At 63.1% G+C, this 19657-nt stretch carries 11 protein-coding genes; 2 read left to right on the top strand and 9 right to left on the bottom strand.

Annotation, left to right across the window (positions count from 1 at the left end):
- The first annotated feature begins 214 nt into the window (after window positions 1–214).
- On the top strand, window positions 215–1159 hold the full coding sequence (locus Q5Q88_RS05335; protein ID WP_302742162.1) for a zinc dependent phospholipase C family protein: 945 nt from the start codon (window positions 215–217) through the stop codon (window positions 1157–1159).
- 89 nt (window positions 1160–1248) lie between these two features.
- Here Q5Q88_RS05335 and Q5Q88_RS05340 read toward each other — a convergent pair whose 3' ends face one another.
- The 6 genes from Q5Q88_RS05340 to Q5Q88_RS05365 all read right to left on the bottom strand — a co-directional run bounded on the left by Q5Q88_RS05340 (window position 1249) and on the right by Q5Q88_RS05365 (window position 14466).
- A complete protein-coding gene (locus Q5Q88_RS05340; RefSeq protein ID WP_294160041.1) occupies window positions 1249–1809 on the bottom strand; it encodes a hypothetical protein in 561 nt (186 codons plus the stop codon).
- Window positions 1810–1962: 153 nt separating this feature from the next.
- The gene (pyrE, locus tag Q5Q88_RS05345; RefSeq protein WP_294121551.1) at window positions 1963–2646 is read right to left on the bottom strand and encodes an orotate phosphoribosyltransferase; all 684 of its coding nucleotides are present in this window, start codon (window positions 2644–2646) and stop codon (window positions 1963–1965) included.
- Window positions 2647–2823: 177 nt separating this feature from the next.
- A complete protein-coding gene (locus Q5Q88_RS05350) occupies window positions 2824–4629 on the bottom strand; it encodes a hypothetical protein (protein WP_302742165.1) in 1806 nt (601 codons plus the stop codon).
- 152 nt (window positions 4630–4781) lie between these two features.
- The gene (locus Q5Q88_RS05355) at window positions 4782–12230 is read right to left on the bottom strand and encodes an FctA domain-containing protein (protein ID WP_302742167.1); all 7449 of its coding nucleotides are present in this window, start codon (window positions 12228–12230) and stop codon (window positions 4782–4784) included.
- Between the two features lie 337 nt (window positions 12231–12567).
- Entirely contained in the window at window positions 12568–13608 is a 1041-nt protein-coding gene (locus tag Q5Q88_RS05360) for a branched-chain amino acid aminotransferase (protein ID WP_118652230.1), read from the bottom strand.
- A 207-nt stretch (window positions 13609–13815) separates the two neighbouring features.
- Window positions 13816–14466 carry a DedA family protein gene (locus Q5Q88_RS05365; protein ID WP_294121541.1) on the bottom strand — a complete coding sequence of 217 codons (651 nt, stop codon included), beginning with the start codon at window positions 14464–14466 and terminating at the stop codon, window positions 13816–13818.
- Between the two features lie 261 nt (window positions 14467–14727).
- On the opposite strand from Q5Q88_RS05365, the gene cysE reads away from it, so the two are divergent.
- Window positions 14728–15438 (top strand): serine O-acetyltransferase, encoded by a 711-nt coding sequence (gene cysE, locus Q5Q88_RS05370; RefSeq protein WP_302742171.1) that lies wholly within the window; start codon window positions 14728–14730, stop codon window positions 15436–15438.
- Window positions 15439–15501: 63 nt separating this feature from the next.
- Here cysE and Q5Q88_RS05375 read toward each other — a convergent pair whose 3' ends face one another.
- The 3 genes from Q5Q88_RS05375 to hypB form a co-directional block, all read right to left on the bottom strand.
- A complete protein-coding gene (locus Q5Q88_RS05375; protein WP_302742173.1) occupies window positions 15502–15903 on the bottom strand; it encodes a hydrogenase maturation nickel metallochaperone HypA in 402 nt (133 codons plus the stop codon).
- A 104-nt stretch (window positions 15904–16007) separates the two neighbouring features.
- A complete protein-coding gene (locus Q5Q88_RS05380; protein WP_302742175.1) occupies window positions 16008–18803 on the bottom strand; it encodes an FAD-dependent oxidoreductase in 2796 nt (931 codons plus the stop codon).
- 98 nt (window positions 18804–18901) lie between these two features.
- Window positions 18902–19633: a hydrogenase nickel incorporation protein HypB gene (gene hypB / locus Q5Q88_RS05385; RefSeq protein WP_302742177.1), complete on the bottom strand. Its 732-nt coding sequence runs from the start codon at window positions 19631–19633 to the stop codon at window positions 18902–18904.
- Window positions 19634–19657: the final 24 nt, after the last annotated feature.

Here is a 19657-nt window from a genome sequence, read left to right on the forward strand (position 1 = left end):
TTTCGATACCGTTTCTGGCGCAGTCGGATGGGGCAACGCCGGAACGCCCACCCGCGCCGGAGGGATGTGCAAAATGGGGATACGTCCCTATTTTGCACATCCCTCGCAGCCCGCTTGCGAGAGCGCCCCCTCACATCGCAAAATCTCATGAGATAACTGCTCCCAGCTGGGAATAATGAGCGACAGACGTTTCTTTTTTGAAAAAGGAGTCCCCATGCCCGCACTGATCACCCATCGACTGTTCGGCGAGGAAAGCATCGAGCGTCTTCCCGAAGGGCTCATAACCTCAGATGACGAGCGCGCCGCCTTCCTGCTCGCCAACCAGGGCCCCGACCCGTTCTTCTTCCGGGTCCGCACGCCCCACATGGGCACTTGCATGGAACTCGCGCGCGTCATGCACCGCAGCCGCATGTCAAAGCAGCTTGCCGCCTTGCGCGACGGCGTGACACACCTGCAGCCCGCCGATGCGGGCGTTGGCCGCGCATGGACGCTCGGCCTACTCTCCCACTACATTCTGGACCGCAACGCCCATCCCTTTGTATATGCGCAGCAATGGGACATTCAAGAGGCGGACGATGACCTTACGGGCGCGGGAAGCCAAGTTCATGCAGTGATTGAAAGCGACCTCGACGTGCTCATGCTCCAAATCAAGCGCGATGGGGCGACCGTGGCGGACTATCCGCCCGCCGGCGAGCTCGTCACAAGCGCCCGCATCGACAAGGTGGCGGGCGCGCTCACGAGCTTTGTCGCGAACAGCGTGTACGGCATAAGCGTAGGCGCGAATGAATACGGTGGTGCCGTGGCGGACATGCAGCTCGCCTACCGCGTGATCGAGCCGGCTGGCTCTGTACGAACGTGCGCCCTCGCTCGCCTCGAAGGCCTCGTCAAAGATTACTCCCTGCTGCAGGCGCTAGCGCATCGCGTGACCGCCGAGCCGCCGGCGGGCGCGGGAAACTTGGCGCGCAACGAATGGACCGACCCCTTCACTCAAGCCGTTCGCACGGAAAGCTTCCCGGCACTGTTCGAGCGCGCTCTCGACGATTACCAACAAGCTGCCGCGCGGTTCATCGGGACGGGCGATACGGCGGCGGTGACGGGGCACGTCAACTACTCGGGACGCACGCTCGACGCCACCGAAGAGTTCGACCGCGAAGAGTAGCGACCGGCCAGGCGCAGCGAAACACCATATGAGAAAGGGGAGGTTCGCGCCTCCCCTTTCTTTGCGCCATATGTTCTTACTCGCCGCATTTACTGCATCGCGTTGAGGATCTCTGTCTCGGTATCCTCCGTTGCGGACCAGCTGCCCTCGTCGTCCTTCTCATACGAGAACGTGCACTCGGTCTCGGCGGGCTCGGCGTTCTTGACCGCATCCATCAGAATCTGGCCTGCTTGGGCGTACAGTACCTCCTCGCTGCTCACGGTCGATAGGTCAAGACCGTTCACATACTCCTGGAACTGCGAGGCAAAATCGGCCATGATCGCGGTAAGGGACTTGATCTTGACGATCACCTTGGCGTCGGCGGTGCCGGCCTCCTCGTCAACCACGACCTCCTTGATCTCGTGACCAAAGCCGTCCAGATACGCCTCGGCGAATTCTTTGGTGTCGAGGCCGAGCTGCTCGAACGCACCGTCGGAGCTCGCGACCATGGCATCCATCAGGTCCTCGTTGTCGGCGGAGACCTCCGAAAACGCCTTCTCGACGTCCTCACGAATGAGCTCCTCGACCGAGGGGCCGCCGCACGCGCTCAGCAGCACGGTGCATACGACCGCGATTGCCGCCAAGGGCATGACCCAGAACTTCTTCTTCATCGCTTCCTCCCGATGCCGGTGACGGGTCATTCTCTTACGCACTCGAACGCCAACCCATCAAATTACCCTGATGGTATCCGACCTCCGAACACCTGAGGGGATGCCCCTCAAATCGCCGCCCGGGCGGCAAGCGCCAATCGGCAAACGGAAATCCTATTCGCGGGCGCCGTACTGCTCGTAGTAGGCATCGATGGCTGCCTTGAGCTCGTCGTCGATCACCACGCGGCCGGCAACTTCGCGGTTATACAAGTGCTCGGTCACCTCGGCCATGGACACGATGCTCGCCACGGGGAAGCCGTACTTGGCCTCGATCTCCTTCTGCGCGGTGGTCACGCCACCCTTGCCGACCTCCATGCGGTTGAGGCTCACAATGAGGCCCTTGACCTCGACGTTCGCGGCGTCCATGAGCTTGGGGTAGGTCTCATCGATGGACTTGCCCGAGGTGGTCACGTCCTCGACCATCACCACGCGGTCGCCGTCCTTGAGCTCATAGCCCAGCATGCCGCCCTTGTCGGCGCCGTGGTCCTTGACCTCCTTGCGGTCGGAGCAGTACTTGACCTCCTTGCCATACAGCTTGTGCATGGCGATGGCGGTGACAACGGACAGCGGAATGCCCTTGTAGGCAGGACCGAATACGACGTCGAAGTCCAGGCCGAAGTTGTCGTGGATGGCACGGGCGTAGTACTCGCCCAGGCGCATGAGCTGCTCGCCCGTCACGTAAGCTCCAGCGTTCATGAAGAACGGGGACTTGCGGCCGCTCTTGAGGGTGAAGTCGCCGAACTTGAGTACATCGGACTCAACCATGAACTCGATGAACTCCTGCTTGTAAGCCTCCATGAGGCCTCCCTTCCCATAGCATGCAACACCCGATCCAATGCGGGCGCACGCGTGCCAAGCACGTGTTTTACCGCCTTAAGGGTACCAGAAAGAACCCGCCCCGCGCTTTGGCCGGAGGGCTACCGCGGAACGGGTGGAATCGCAAGGTTGAGTAGCTAGACTGTGCGACGCTTGAGGCTACTCCTCGTCGCGCTCTTTTTTTGCGAGCGAGAGGAAGGAGCCGCCGGCCACGGCGAGACCCGTCGCGCCCACGGCGACCATCGAGATGATGTCGCCCGTGCCGGGCAAGCCCTCCTTGGAGGAGCCACCCGAGGTCGATTGCGCGCCCGTTGTCTTTGCAGACGCGGCCTCGTATTCCTCAGAAACGATCTTGCCGCAGGTATTGCAGGTGCGCTCGCGAACGCCCTTTTCGGCCTCGGTAGCCTGCTTGGTAATGCGCCACTCCCCAAAATCGTGGGGAGCGATGTCGAACGCCGTACCGCAGACCTCGCAGACCTTCCAGTGGTCGGTGCTGTTCGTCACCCAAGTGTCGCTCGTGTGCGCTTCCTCGGAACCGTGCCCGGTGCAGGTCTCGTCCTCGCACGCATGCCAATGGGTCTTCCCGTCATGGCTCCAAGCCTTAACGAATGTGTGCGTGTGCGCGCTCTCATCCGAATCGTCCCCGGCATCGTCGGTAGAGTCGAACGAGTCGTCGTCGGGAAGCTTGTCGTCCTCGGAAGTCGTGCCGCCATTGGAGGTGTTGCCCCCCTGGTCGCCGGAGCCGGAGTCGCCCGCGCCGTCGCCGGTCGAGGTGTCGCCAGTCGACGCGTCACCGCTTTCACCAGTACCGGCGTCGCTGCCCGAGCTGGAGCCACCGTTGTTGCCGTCGCTGGCACTGCCGCCGCCGGTGTTACCGCCGTTATCGGAGCCACTGTCACTCGTCCCACCGGAGGGGCCGGAGGTTCCCTGGTCGCCCGCGCTGGGGTTGTCCGGAGTGCCCACGCTGGGTTCGTTCGGCGCACCGGTGCCGGGGCTCTGTTGGGCGGCGCCGCCACCATTCGACGCATCGCCGCCCTGCTCTTGGCCACCCGCGTTCTGCTCCGCATCATGCTGGTCCAGGTACGCCAGGCACGCGGCCTTCTCCTTCTTATAGCGGTTCTGCCAGCCCTGGTGATACTGCGGCTGCTTGGGATACCACTCCGCCACACGGTTGACCACCGTATCACACAGCGCCGTGACCAGCTCGCGGTCGCTCATCGCGTTGTTGATGTTCGCGGCCTTAAAGAACTTCTGCACGCCTCCCTGGCCGAACAGGTTGCACATGCCCCACACGAGCCCCTTGACGCAATCGGCTCGGTTGCGCACGTCAACGCCATAGGTATTGAGCAGCGAGCTCTGAACCGGCAGGTAGTAATTGTTGTATGCGTAGGCGTCCTGCAGAGCCGAAAACTCGGCGGGATCCGCCGCATAAGCCGCGTGCCACGCCTCGTTCAGAATCTGCGCCGGAGCGGTGAGCTGCCGAGTCGTGTAGTCGTACATGCTGTACGACGGATTCGAGAGTGTATCGCGCTGAGCAATGACCGCCTGGAACATGGCGTACTTGGTGGGGTTGTAGCTGTATACCTGTTGGATGAACGACAGGAGGCTGTAACGACGATCGAACTGATAATAGCCCATCGCGTTGTAACCGTCGCCGTACGAGAGACCCTTGTCGTAATTGCAGCCGCTCTCGTACTTGGTAAAGTACTTCATCTCGTCCGACAGCGCGACCGGGGTAAGCGTGGAGCCAGAGCGCACGGAGGCGAACGTCGTCACCCCTTCGGAGCCCTCGTAATAGTCCGCCTTGTCGTAGTCGCCCGGCAGGGGCACTCCCATGCCGTCGGGATCGGAATCCGTCATGGGAGTGCTGTTGGAAGTAGTCGCCATCGCCGGCAAGGTGACGCTGCCGAGTGTGAGTGCAGCGGTGAGGCCAGCGATTACGGCCTTGTTGCGTGACTGAGCCATCAGTCCTCCTTGGTTTGCCCCCGTAAGGGAAGTGCGTTTGCGATTCGTTTGCGGCAAAGCCACAAGAAGCGATACGAACAGTATGAAGAACCCGCGCCCCATGGACAAGAGAAACCGACGGCACGTTCACAAAACCCTCCGGCCACGAACGGCTACGAACGCCCAGCCCGGTCGTCACGAACCCGCCTGCGCACCAGCACACCTCCCGTCGCCACCAGAAGAGATCCGACGAACGCACACGCGGCGATGGCGGAAGGCACGGCAGGATCGCCCGTCCCAGGCAGGCGAGATCCGTCCGTCTTTCCATCTCCACTTCCACCGTCGGGCGAAGCGGGTCGGTCACCCGAATCTCCGGGATCGGAAGGGTCAATGGGATCGGTGGGGTCCTTCGGCTCGGTATAGCTGTTCACAAACACCACGGACTGATCGCGGGCCGGGTTGCCATTCGCGTCGAGCAGCGCATGGGAGACCGAAAGCGTGCCGTCTCCGCTGTCCTTCACCGTGGTCTGCACGCGGTGGGCCGCATCGTCGTACGTCACACCGTCGGCCGACCCGTGCACCTCGCGCAGCACGTAGCTGTGCACGCCGGGGCCGTCATAGGCGATCGGCCGCATGCCCACAGAGCCATCCGCCGCATTGACGCCCTCAGAGACGACCCTCTCCACTCCGTCAACGGTCTCGATCAGCTCAAAACTGAACTCGCCTTCTCGCAGGTTGCGCCCGCCCAGCGTCTTGGTGATGGCAATGGCGTCGCTCACAGATGAAGGAGAGGTAGGCACGACGGAATACGTGTTAGTGAAGGAGTAATTCGCGCCGCCCTCGATCTTGGAGGCGATCGCCGAGATGGTGCCATCCCCGTTGTCGGTCACCGTCACCTCGACGGTCTTGATATCGGGATCGTTGGCGATTCCGGGCACCGTGCCGCTCTCGGAGATTGTGTAGCGAAAGACCCTGGTGCGCTCGGCGGGAGCAACCTCAGACGTGGGAGTCACCTCAGACGGAACCTCCGCCTCGGACGATGCGCCCATCTCGGACGGAGCGCCCGCCTCGCCACCCGAGGCGTCGCTGCCTCCAGACACGCTCTCCCCATCCAGAGGATCGGCACCGAACACATCCTCCATGGTGTAGGTGATCTCGCCAAAGGAGACGTTGCCCGCGGCATCGTTACGCACGGTCGCATCGCCCGGCATCGGTGCACCCTCAAAACCCTCGGCTGGAGCGAGGGTGAACTCATACTTTCCGGCGATGTCGCTCAAGGTCGGCGCGTTGTCGCCCGACTCCACGTCGAGCACCTTCGTGCCGCTGAGACTCACCGTCGTGGTGGCACCGGATCCATAGGCGTTCTTGAACGCCAGAACGTCACCCGAACCTTCCGGATACGTGACAGCCGCGCTCAATGCACCCGTCCCGTCATCCGTCACGCTCACGGTGACTGCAAAGGAGGTCGCAACACCGGCGATACCCTGGTCAGCCAAGCCGTCGGTGACCTCGGACACGGAGTACTGATAGGTGTATGTCACCGCGTTGGAATCGCCTGAGGCGGATGCGGTCGCCTTGCCGGCATCGACATCGGCGCACAGCTTGTCCAACGTATAGGTGATGTTGTCGAATGCAACCTTGCCCGAAGCGTCGTTTACGCCCGTCGAAACGGGGCCGTCGCCCGTCGCGGCGGGAGCGGCATTGCGCACCTCGAAGGCGAATTCACCATCGACCAGGGGGCGCCCTGTCAACTGCTTGGTGGCGTTGATCGCAACCGAGACATCCGCTTCAATCGGCGCGTAGGCGTTCGCGAACGGCACGCGCGCGGCGTTCTCCCGAGAAACCTCCTCGCCCGAAACATAGGTGTACACCGACAGATAGCTGTCCTTGACCACCTGCGTGACGACCTTGATGCGGCCATCCTCGTTGTCCCTCACGGCGATGGTCACCGTGTAGACAGAATCGTCGTATGCCACGCCGTCGGCGGTGCTCGGTATGACCTCGCGCACCTCATAGGTGTAGGTTTTCCCGATGTGCCCCTGTTCGAAGGTGAGCCCGCCCGAGGGAACAAGCGATACCGTGGCAGGATCGTCGGCGTTCACCTGCACGTCGGGGATGGCGATGGTCTTGCCCTGTGCAATCTCCTCATCGGTCATGCCGAGCAAAGCGCCCGCATCGCCCGCGGAGGTCAGCTGCTGAGTCGTGCCATCGGGCCGGGACACCTCCGTCGCCTTGGGCGTCACGGTGAAGGAAAAGTCGCGTGTAAGCCAGCTCGCGGCGTTTTTATAGGTGAATGTCTTCTCGATAACCAATCCTCCAGCGGCACCGTAGTCCAGTTCCACTGCCTCGTACTTGTTGGCGAAGTTGACCGTGGGCATGACTCCGCCCGCGGCAGCTCCGTTCTCGGTGGAACCGCGCACGACCTCGTCGCCCAGACCCTCAAGTACCGCTTCATCGAGCAGCTTCGCCCGCTTGGAACCGTCGCTCCCCACCAGGTCGGAAGTCTTGGGCCCCTTGGCGACCGCATACTCGGCATGGAGCGCCGAGGCATCATCCGCATCGGGCACCACGCGCAGTACCACATAGCCCGCATTCGCATCGTCCTCATATCCCACCGTCCCGGGATGGACGGCGGCCTCGGTCACACGGAAGATATGCGGGCAGCCGATCTGCTCCTGCGTCAGCTTGCCCTCAAAGAACACATCACCGTAGTCCTCGTTGAACGAGAACTTCTCGCCAGCGGCGGCAGTGCCGCACTTCATGCTCTCGGAACGGCGGCTGTCCTCGATGACATTGCCCGAGGAATCATAGGCGGTGCGCTCGACTGTGAACTCATACGAATTCTCAAGCAGGTCATGACCCTCCATGACCTTGGTCACGTCGATGCCCGCGAACGCGCCCGTTGCGCGGTAGATGTTGGTGAAGGATGCCACGATCTTTTGCTCGGTGGCGACTGCCCCCGATGCATCGAGGACCGTTGCGACGAGCTTGCCCGTCCCGTCATCCGCCACCTCGACCGTTACAGAGCGGGGTGCGGTGTCGTACGCCATGCCCACAGCCGAACCCGGGCGCTCGGCCAGGGTGAGCACATATGTTCCGACCTTCGAGAACGCGACATTGCCGATCGGCATGTTCAACGGCTCACCGGATGCGAGTGCCGTGCCTGCCGGGGGCTCGAGCTCATACACACCCGCCTCCTGGGCGTCCTCTTGCCCGGGCAGGTCGACCGCCGTCGCATCGCCCGAAGTCACGGCCACGTCGAAGATGAACTTTTCCCCATTGCCCCATGAACGGCCGTCGACCGCCTTGGACAGCTCCAACGGCAACTCCGTGGGAAGAGCCTGGTACGTGTTGGAAAAGTACGGGAAGCCCCGATCGGTCAGGTCGCCCTCATCAACGGGGACGAACTCACCCTGCTCGTTCTTGATGCTCCACGAGACACCCACCGCGAGGTCCCCCGCGGGGTTCGTGTCCGCCGGATTGCTCACGGCGTATTCCACGCGGTACACCTTGGAGTCATACCTCATGCCGTCGACTGTGTAGCCGGATTCGGCCGTCGCCCCCGCGGGCATGACCTCCGTCAGCTCGTACACATACGTGTGGCCGGCGTTGGACTCCGTGCTGAAGGTGAAATCACCGAACGAGGCCTCGCCCGCGACGACCACGGGCTGCTCGATGGGCCACGCGGAGCCATCCTCCGGAGTTGCCGCGTTACGGGGGCGGGGCATGCTCGCCAGCGTGATCTCGTCCGTATTCGTGGTGCCATCCACCGTGTCGCTCACGGGCCTCAGCGTGAACTTGAACTCGTTTCCGGCGAGGGTATGTCCGCCCGAGGTGTCCGTAAAGACCTTGAACGCCTGGAGCGATGCGGTGGCGGTGTCGTTTTGGAATGTGTTTTTGATCACGACGGTCATGGCACCGTGCGTCGCGGAGGTGCCGTCCTCGTCAAACGTGACGGATCCGACGAGTTGATTATCGACAGGAACCGCATTGCCCACATCGTCGATCAGCATATCGAGGACTACCTTGGTCACCCGCATGGTGCCGTCGCCGTTATCGACCGTCGTGGCGGCCACGCGGTAGAGCGCATCGGAATACGTCACGCCGGGCACGCGCTCGCCCGAAGCCACGGACGGGTCGACCTCATAGATATAGCTCACGTGGTCGCCGGGCGCATCGTATCTCGGCAGCCCAAAGGTCGCGGTATGATCCGGCGTGTCCTTGGTGATGGTCACACTCGCCGTGTCGTCCGCGGCAACCTGGGCACCCCCGCCGGCGGGCTGGACGGAGGGCAGGCCCATGACCACGGTGTACGCATCCGCCTCGATCCACACGTCATCCGTTCGACCCGTAAGCACCTTTTTAGCGGAGATCTTCGCGGCGTCCGGCAGCACGACCGGCTTGACTTCATAGAGATTCGTGAACACCAAGACGTCCGCCACCGCATCCGCGACCGCCTCGATCTCATCCCCCTGGCCCGCGACCTCCTCGCCATTGAGGGTGCGCGAGACCAGCGTGAAGCCCTCGGGCATCTGGGGCGCATTCGCCGCGTTCAGCAGGCCGAACAGGTTGAACAGCGTGGGCGATTCGGCAGTCGTCACCTCGCGGACCGTGTACCTCACATCCTCGGGCACGCCGTACACGCGTATGGTCTGGTCGGCTTTGAGCGTCACCACGCTGCCAGTCTCTATATCGAGGTCGGCATCGCCCACGGGACTGCCATCGGCCTCGAACACACGCGCCTTGTACGTAAGCGCACCGTCGGAACCCGCGCCGTCGAACGTGAACTCGAAGGGGAAGGCGGCATCCGGGTCGGGAGCAAGCCCCGCGGCTGCGGACACCCGCTTGGTCACCTCGATGGATGCCGTGCGCTCATTGGTCACCTGCACGCATGTTGCCCCGGTGAACAGCTGGTTGATCTGCATGGCACCGAGGTTCGTCCAAGTGCCCTTGGAGTCAGGGTCCTTGTTCTCATCGGCCTGTTGGATGTACAGGCGATTGATGCCCTCGTCGCAGTAGATGCGAAACGCCCCTCCCGGCTCCGCAGGACCGTACTGCAAGGCGCCTCCGGCAGCCCCGTACTCGAGGTCGACGATGTCGTCGGGCGCCGTGCTCGGGCTCCCCCATTCAATCGCGCCGGCATCGCCCAGCACGCCCGTCTGCTTGGACCCCCTGATCCACGTCAGCGTGTTGTTCACATCGTCGTTTTCCCCGTATTGACCGAGCGACGCCAGTAAGTTTCCCGCGCCCGAGAAGGTCTTGATGCCGTCATCCTTCGCGCCGGCATCGGCATAGACGCCCGTATCATCGACGATGACCTTGACGTACTCGTCGTTTATCTCATGGCCAGCGGGAACACCCGTCTCCTTGAGGTAGTACACGCCGTTTGAAAGCGGGTTGAACCGCTCCGCCGTGATCGGGAACACGCCCGCACCGGAGAGTTTGACGGGCGCGGTGAGCTGCTCCTGCGTCACCAGTCGATCGTAGTAGACGTCCTCGTCGATCGGGCGCACCACACCGCCGTCGGTATTCACCTGATCTGCCTTGTACAAGGTGAACTCGGCCTCGGCGACCGGATTGCCTGCATCGTCGACCTTCATGACGAACAGGCGGTCCTTAACGTTTGTGATATACATCGTCGATGCGAACTGGCGCTCGAAACCGTCATTCTTCAGACGCACCGTATTGGCGTCGGTCGCACCGTTCAGGCCGTTTGCGGCAGTCGTGAAGTACAGCGCCACCGTATATTCGGCCTGATCGCGCTCGTCCTCATCCATGAGCAGGTAATACTTGGCTATGTCACCCGGCAAGTCGTCGAGTTCGACCTGGAGCTGACCGCTCGCCGTCAGAGTGAAGACGTGCTCGTCGCCTTTTGCCGCCGCGATGACGTCGTCCCAGGCGCCGCCCGAAAGCACCTTGTAGCCCTCCACGGGGCTGCCGTATATGGGAGCCCACGAATCGACACCGTCCGCCTTCGTCTTCTTGAATGCGACCGCGAACAGCGTGCCCTGCGACACATCGACCTTCTCGCCGGTCTCATCCTCGACGGGGTCATTCGGGGCCGTGATGACCTCCTTCGCCACAATCGAGGCGCCGTTCTTCCACATCCAGCTATCGGAGGTTTCGGTCCCCGCCGGATCGACGAAGTAACCGCTTCCCATCTGGTCGGAGTAGATGTACTGAAGGTGCATGCATTTGTCCGTGTACTCGAGGGGCGCCTTGTGGCCGGCGGGAATCCTCGTCTCCTTGAGCAGGTAATACGTGCTATCGGCATGGTTGGGCGACGTATCGCGCTCATAGAGCTCATCGAAGCTCAGCACCGTGCCGTCGTCCTCCGTGAGCACCATACCGCCGTTGACGTCGGTGACGCCGGTGGCGAGCTGCGCGACCTCGTCCCAGTTCGCGTTCGAACGATACAGCGTGAAGCCCGCACCCGCGACCGGGTCGCCGTGCTGGTCGACCTTGACGATGTCGGTGTTGGGAACGTTCACGAGGTTGAACTTGAGGCTCATGTTCGAGGCACCCGCGCCCCGCTCAAGGTAGAAGAAACGCAGCGTGTGCTGGGTGCCGTCCTTGAATCTGCTCGAACCACCGTCGAAAGCGGAGGTCTCCGCCCCCGCAGATTCGAACTTGCCCCTCATGGTGCCATCCGAGCGCCCGTTGATCTTGACGGCGCCCGTTTTAAAACCGATGCTCAGCGTCGCCTCGTTGTGGATGCCGCCGAGGTCCCCCACCAAGATGTCATCCACAAAGACCCATACGTCGTCGTCTCCGGAGAACTCGAAGACCATAGCGTCACCCTGCGGCGTCACGCCGTCCCTGGGCTGCACGAACCGCGATGACATGGACATGCCGAAATGATGGTTCAGCCCAGGCGCATCGGCGTTGACGTCCGTTTGGACAAGGGCACCTCCCCGCTCTTCCTCGAACACCTCGTCGATGGGCGCGAACGGGAAGAACTGGCCGTTGGCGTTGTAGCTCGCCCCCGAGCCCTTGATGCCCCATGTGTCGTAGACGGAAAAGCTATTGGAGTCGACGTTGAAGGACGCGAAATTCGTCGTGTCATACACGTAATACCCGTTCGCAGCTTTGAGCAGCCCCGTGGTGCCGATGTGAGCCTTCTTGCCCGAACCCGAGAAGGCGTCGAACAGGTACGCGAGCGATTCCTCATCAAGATAGTTCGTCCCCGAAAGCACCGGGTAGCCATTCTCCAGCTTGTCCTTCACGATTCCGCCGTAGCGGTCGGCCCCGCCCGTCCACGCATTGGGACCTTCGCCAGAGCCGGCAGCGCCGCCGTTGAGGTCACCGTTGTTGAATTTGAGGGTGTGCCCGCGGTTGATTCCGCCGTTATCGCCCGAGATCGCGCTCTCATCGGCGTCGTTCACCCAATAATCGAACAGGTTGATAGTGGTGCCCGAAGGCGAGACCGTCTGGATGAGGTGTTTTTGGAGATCGTCCGCGAGAGCCGCATGGGCCTCTCCTGGCGGGATGGCCTCCAAAACCATCGCCGCAGCACACGCGACGGCGACAATGGCGCGCACACCGGCACCCATCAGCAGACGGTGCCCGACTTTAAATCGACGAGCACCCCCCTTTCCGAACTTCGTTCCGATAACGAACATAGCAGGCACCTCACAGGCAGCATAAAACGGCAGACGCGTGCGTTCATATTACACCCCTCATGCCCAGCGTCTTTACCGCGATACAGCAGGTACCGTTCACGCCGCTTTTCGTCCGCTCGCGTCGCGTTTCATGCCGCTTGTTCCGTTTTTCGCTGCGTTCGCTCCGCATTTCATGCCGCTCGTTCCTCTTGGCGCGGTGTTCGCCTCGCTTCCCGAGTCTTCCGATCTGTCAAATGAATTGAGGTCCACCACTGAAAAACATGGACGCCCGACTACCATCGAACGTCCACACCATCATCTATGCAGTTCGGGCGGAGCAACCTGGACTGGAAACGCCTTAGCAGATCTTGCAGACCCAACCGTGCTTGTCCTCGATGCTGCCGCCCTGGATGCCGGTGAGAGTCTCGCGAAGCTTCTTCATCACCGGACCGGAGGTCTCGTGACCGTCGGGGAAGACCACGACCGTGTCGCTGTCGTGGATCTCGCCCACCGGGGAGATGACCGCGGCGGTGCCGCACAGGCCGCACTCCACAAAGGCACCCGAGGTGACCTCGGCCCACGTGACGGGGCGCTCGTCAACGGTGATGCCCAGGTCCTGGGCAACCTGGACGAGCGAGCGGCGGGTGATGGAGGGCAGGATCGAGTCGGTGTGGGACTTGGGCACCACGAGCGTGCCGTCCTTGGCGACGAACAGCACGTTGGCGCCGCCGGTCTCCTCAACGTAGGTGCGGGACTCGGAGTCGAGGTAGAGGTTCTCGGCATAGCCATTGGCGTGTGCGTCCATGCCGGCCTTGAGGCTCATGGCGTAGTTGAGGCCGGCCTTGATGTTGCCGGTGCCGTGGGGCGCGGCGCGGTCATACTTGGAGACGCACAGCTTGACCGCCGTGTCGCCACCCTTGAAGTACGGGCCCACCGGGGTCACGAGGATGCGGAACTGGTACTCGTCGGCAGGCTTGACGCCGATGACGTCGCCCGTGGCGACCATGAGCGGGCGCACGTAGAGCGTGGCGCCGGAGCCGAACGGCGGCACCCACGCGGCGTTCGCCTCGACGACCTGCTTGACGGCCTCAACGAAGCGGTCCTGCGGGAAGGCGGGCATCACGAGGCGCTCGGCGGAATCAGCCATGCGCTGGGCATTCATGTCGGGGCGGAAGCAGACGATGGAGCCGTCCTCGGTGGTGTAGGCCTTGAGGCCCTCGAAGACCTCCTGACAGTAATGGAGGATTCCCGCGCACTCGGACAGCGTGATGGTATGGTCGGTGGTGAGACCGCCCTCGTCCCATGCGCCGTCCTTGTAGTTGGACACGTAGCTGTAGTCCGTCTTGCGGTAGCTGAAGTCGAGGTTACCCCAGTCCAGGTCCTTCTTCTCAACGGTCATCGCGAACTCCTTACTCGATGAAGCCCCTCGTCGGGGGCGCGCGTTCAACGTAAGGGCCCTCCAGGCGGAGGCCCCTTGCAAACGAGAATGCCGGGCACATGGCCCGGCAACGGCATGTACGCTTGATTGTACTCCGCCACGATGGAGTGTCGGCAAAATTAATCACCGCGAAACGGTTCGCGCGGCGATGCACCCGCGCCCGCGTCCCTACTCGCCCTCGGCCTCACGGCGCTTCTGCTCGGCACGCGCCGGCAGGATGCGGAACTTGATCCACCAAGCCACCACAGCGACAGCTACGACAATGATGACGACCTTCACGACGCTCGACACCCACTCGGCCTGAGCAGTGATTTGCTCCCAAGCGCCGCCGGCCCAAAAGCCGAGCGTGCACAGGATGGCGTTCCACGCCAGCGAGCCCACGAGGGTGTAGATCGCAAAGCGGACCATGTTCATCTTGGCGGTCCCAGCGGGAATGGAGATGAGGCTGCGCACCACGGGGATGCAGCGGCAGACAAGTACCGTGATCTGGCCCTTGCGGTCGAACCAGCCAATGGCCTTGGCCACATCGTCGGAATGGAAGCCCAGCATGCGCATGGGCTTGGTGTCGAAGAAGCCCTCGAGGCGCTCCTGCGAAAGCAGGCGGCCGATGCCGTAGAGGAAATACGCGCCCACAACGGAGCCCACAGTGGCAGCGACGATGACTCCCGGGAGCGTCATCGCGGTTTGCGTTGCGAGGAAACCGGACAGCGGCAGGATGAGCTCACTCGGGATGGGAGGGAACACGTTCTCGAACAAGATGAGGCCTGCGACCGCGAAGTAGCCAAACTGGCTGATGAAACTGAAGAATGCCTCTTGCATGTGATGCCCTTCTAAGCGACTGCATTGATCAACTGCTGCAAAATGCAATGTTCACCATAATAGCGGTCGCGCATAACGCCTTGGTAATGTGCGCAGTCTTTCCAGAACCCCCTCGGCATGGAGGCGTGCGACATCACGCGATCGCGCGCCCCGCCTCTGTCTCCATCTTGTTAATCCTAGCGATTCTCTCGACATTACACGGGAGGGCGCGTACACTTGCACCTCACACGCCAAAAAAGCCAAGCGCCCCAGGAGGAAGACATGGGAGCCATCGCCACCGTCCGCGAGGACATCGCGACCGTCAAGGCCAACGACCCCGCCGCGCAGAGCAGCCTTGTGATCTTCCTCTCCTATCCAGGGCTCCACGCCAAGTGGATGCACACACCCGAACATTGGTTGTGGGAGCACGGAGCACGCGGCCTCGCTCGCGTCCTTTCGCAGGTCACGAGGTTTTTCACCGGCGTCGAGATTCATCCCGCCGCGCAGCTTGGGCAGCGTCTCTTCATCGATCATGCCATGGGTGTGGTGATAGGCGAGACGACCATTGTCGGCGACGACTGCGTCTTGTACCAAGGCGTCACCCTGGGAGGCACGGGCAACGAGAGCGGCAAGCGCCACCCCACGCTTGGCAACAATGTCACCGTGGGAACGGGGGCCAAGGTTTTGGGCAATATCCATATTGGCGACAACGTACGTATCGGAGGCAACTCCGTTGTGGTGAAGGACGTACCCAACAACTGCACGGTTGTTGGCATCCCCGGGCGCGTGGTCAAGCGCAACGGATGCCGCGTGATGAGCGAAAGCTTCGATGCAAGCTGCCACCGAGAGAACATGCCCGACCCCGTCGAGGAGGACTCGATCATGAACCGCGAGGGCATCGCGGGCAACGCGCGGCGCATCGCCGAGCTCGAACAGCAGGTCAACGAGCTGAGCGCCCTCGCGAGGCAGTTCGCCGAACAATTCGAGCGATAACCGGGCATCGTTGCGAGGAACCGGATAATACGCGGGGCCCCACAGCGACCTCGACGCCACCTCTCAATGCAAGCTTTCGCGGGCGCACCCATCAGCAGCCGAGACAGCGGACCCCTCCTCGTCGGGAGTGGCGATCTCCTTGATAACTGACTCGTCGCCCTGCACCAGGTAGGTGCGCTCGCTGCCGCAATACGGACACGTGCGCCCGTGCTCGACCGTGTCGTACGTCTTTTCGCAGGCCTCGCAGAACGTGACGGCGGGCACCTCCTCGATTACAAGTTCCGCCCCACGCATCAGGTCATGCTTGGCGCACGCCCAGTTCCAGCAGTCGGTGAGGTACCTCGGGATGATGCCCGACACTTCGCCGAGCTCCAACGTGACCGAGGAGACGCGACGCAGGTTATTTTGCGCCGCAACCTCCTCAACGCTGCGGATGATATGGAAGACAATGCCCAATTCATGCATGAACAAAACTCCAAACTCAAAGGGTCAAAACGCCCTAAATCGCCTTGAAAGCCGAGAGGGCCAGGCCTTTTAGTCACCCCCCCCCGGCTGAGAGGCAAGATGGGTTATTTGGATCCCTTTGAGCCAAAGCGGATCTTGATCTCGCGCTTGAGCGCGTACTTTGCCAAGCTCGGGACCTTCTTCTCGTACTTCACCATGTTGCTGCACTCGGGATGCTCGCGGTGCAGGTGGATGGCGTCGAACGCGCACTTGGTGGTGCACAGGCCGCAGCCGATGCACTTGTTCTCGTCGACGATGCTCGCACCGCAGCCCAGGCAGCGCGCAGTCTCGGCGCGGACCTGCTCCTCGGTGAACGTCTCGACGTACTCGCGGAAGGGCTGGACCTTCTCGCGACCGTAGTTATGAACTGCGTCGCCACGGCTCGCGGTGTCGTAGCTGCCAAACTCCACGTCATCGCGGTTGAGCTCGCGATACGTGCGCGGGTTGCGACCGATGGTGAGCGTCGCGTCCTGCACGAAGCGGTGGATGGAGATCGCGGCCTCGTGACCGGCGGCGATGGCGTCGATGGCGAACTTCGGGCCGGTGTAGACGTCGCCACCCACGAAGATGTCGGGCTGGGCGGTCTGGTAGGTCTTGGGGTCCGCAATGGCTCCCTGGCCGCGCCCGAGCTCGACGGCCTCGCCCTTGAGCAGGTCGCCCCACAGGATGGACTGGCCGATGGAGAACACCACGCGGTCAGCGGAGACGGTGCGCAGCTCGCCCTCGTCATAGGTCGGGTCGAAGCGGCCCTCGTCGTTGAAGACGCGCAGGCAGCGCTTGAACACGACCTCGCGCACGCGGCCGTCCTCGCCCGCGGTCACCGCCACCGGGCCCCAACCACAGGAGATATGGACGCCGTCTTCGTTGGCCTCCACAACCTCCTCGGCACTCGCGGGCATGTCCTCGGCGCTCTCCAGGCAGAACATCTCGACATGCTCGCTGCCCAGGCGCGCCGCGGTGCGGGCGACGTCGATGGCGACGTTGCCGCCGCCCACCACGATGGTGCGGCCGGGCATCGGCGCGGCCTCGCCGCCGCCGTCCTGCTGCTCGGCCACGCCGCGGAGGAAATCGACGGCGACCGAGACGCCCTCGGCGTCCTCGCCCGGGATGCCGGGCAGACGGCCGCCCTGGCAGCCGATCGCCACGTAGAACGCCTTGAAGCCCTGCTCGCGCAGCTCGTCGAGGGTCACATCGCGACCGACCTCGACGCCCAGGCGGATGTCGACGCCCATCTCGCGGATGATCTCGACCTCGGCCTCGATGACGTCCTTCTCCAGCTTGTAGCTCGGGATTCCGTAGGTGAGCATGCCGCCGGGGCGGGCGCTCTTCTCGAAGATGACCGGCTTGTAGCCCTTCTCCGCGAGATAGAACGCGCAGGAGAGGCCCGCGGGACCGGCGCCGATCACGGCGATCTTGTCGTCGAAGCCGCCGGCGCGCGTGGGCGTCACGACCTCCGGCACGTAGCGGTTCTCGGCCACGAGGTCCTGCTGGGCGATGAACTTCTTCACCTCGTCGATGGCCACGGCGGCGTCGATGCGGCCGCGCGTGCAGACGTCCTCGCAGCGGCGGTTGCAGATGCGGCCGCAGATCGCCGGAAGCGGGTTCTCGCGCTTGATGAGGGCGAGCGCGTCGCGGTAGCGCCCCTGGGCGGCGAGTTTGAGGTAGCCCTGGACGGCGATGTGCGCGGGGCACGCCGTCTTACAGGGGGAGGTGCCCGTGTCGTACGTCTCGATGCGGTTCTTGTTGCGGTAGTCGGGGCTCCACTTCTCGGGGCCCCACTTCACGGCGTCCGGCAGTTCCTGCTTGGGGTACTCCGGCACCTTGCCCGTGCTCGCGGCGCAGAGCTTCTGGCCGAGCTTGACGGCGCCCGCGGGGCACACCTCGACGCAGCGGCCGCACGCGACGCACTTGTCGGCCTCGGTGCGCGCCACGTACGCCGAGCGGGACAGGTTCGGGGTGTTGAACAGCTGCGAGGTGCGCAGCGCGTAGCACACGTTCACGTTGCAGTTGCAGATTGCGAAGATCTTGTCCTCGCCATCGATGTTGGTGATCTGGTGCACGAAGCCGTTCGCCTCGGCCTGGCGCAGGGTCTCGTAGACCTCCTCGCGCGTGATGTAGTGGCCGCGATCGGTCTCCACCACGTAATCGGCCATGTCGCCCACGGCGATGCACCAGTCGTTCGGGTCGTCGCCGCAGCCCTCGCCCAGCTTCGCACGGCTCATGCGGCAGCTGCAGGGGCTCGCGGCGTACTTGCCCTCGTACTTGTCGAGCCAGTGCTCGATGTGCTCGATGGAGACGGAGCGGTCCTCCATCTGGATCGCCTGCTCGACGGGAATGACGTGCATGCCGATGCCCGCGCCTCCGGGCGGCACCATCGGCGTCGCGCGGGCCAAAGCGCCCTTCGATGCCTGCTCGAAGAACTTCGCGACGGCCGGGTGCTCCTCGATCTGGCTCGCGCGCATGTTGAGGAACTCGGCGGAGCCGGGCACGAGCATGGGCAAAACCCACTGCTTGGTGCGGGTGGGATTCTCCCAGTTGTACTCGAGCAGGCCGATATAGCTCATCTCGTCGAGGAGCTTCTCGAGCGGCTCGGCGTCCATCCCGGTGGCCTTGACCGCGTCGGCCAGGGTGTAGGGGCGACGCATCTTCATCTTGAGGAGGACGTCGGCCATCTCATCGGTCGTGACCTCGGCAAACGCCCAGTACTCGAAGGGCTTGAGCTCCTTTTTGCCCAGCAGACGGTTGGTGCAGTGCTCGCACAGCGCCACGATCTTCTCGCGCGGGTGCTCGGGGATGGGCGGGACGAATTCGGAGCCGATGTCGGGCTCGGTGAACGAGATTCCGGGACCGTTTACGATCATGTTGATTCCTTTCGTGCTGTGTGAAGGTGCCTCAATGTAGAGACGGCTTTTTGGGGAGGTACCCTGTTTGGGAGGACTTTTCCACATCGAGGCCATCCCTATATCGAGGCCCGGCGCCCCTCATCCGCGGTCTTCCACTCCGCCACGCGCGTGCGCAGCCAGTCGGCCCACTCCCCAATGCCCTCACCCGTCTTGGCGCAAATGGGAATGACGCGCGCGTTCGGGTTGCGCATGAGGATGTTCTCGCGGACGCGCTCCATGGAGAACGTGTCGAACACGGGCAGTGCATCGATCTTGTTGATGAGTACCACGTCGCAGATGCTGAACATGAGCGGGTACTTAAGTGGCTTGTCGTCGCCCTCCGGCACCGACAGGATCATCGCGTTGGCCGATGCGCCCGTGTCGAACTCGGCGGGGCACACCAGGTTGCCCACGTTCTCCAAAATCGCCAGGTCGACTGGCGCCCCGGTGGCCTCTTCGCCGTCGGAGCCCTCACTCGTCACAAGCTCGTCCAGGCCTTGCTCGGTCATGTACGCGTCGAGGTGGCACATGCCTCCCGTGTGCAGCTGGATGGCGCGGGCCCCGGTGCCGAGGATGGTGCGCGTGTCGACATCGGAGTCGATATCGGCCTCCATCACCGCGATGGACATCTCGTCGCGCAGCGCCTCGATCGTGCGCGCGAGCGTGGTGGTCTTGCCCGAGCCCGGGCTGGACATCAGATTGAGCAGAAATGTCCCGCGCTCGCGCAGCGTCCCGCGCAGCTCCTCCGCCTTGCGATCGTTATCGGCGAATACGCTCTGTTTGACCTCAATAACGCGAACATCTCCCATGAGCCCTCCCAACTGGCATTTCCC

The organism is uncultured Collinsella sp., from assembly GCF_959026545.1.
Lineage (GTDB): Bacteria > Actinomycetota > Coriobacteriia > Coriobacteriales > Coriobacteriaceae > Collinsella.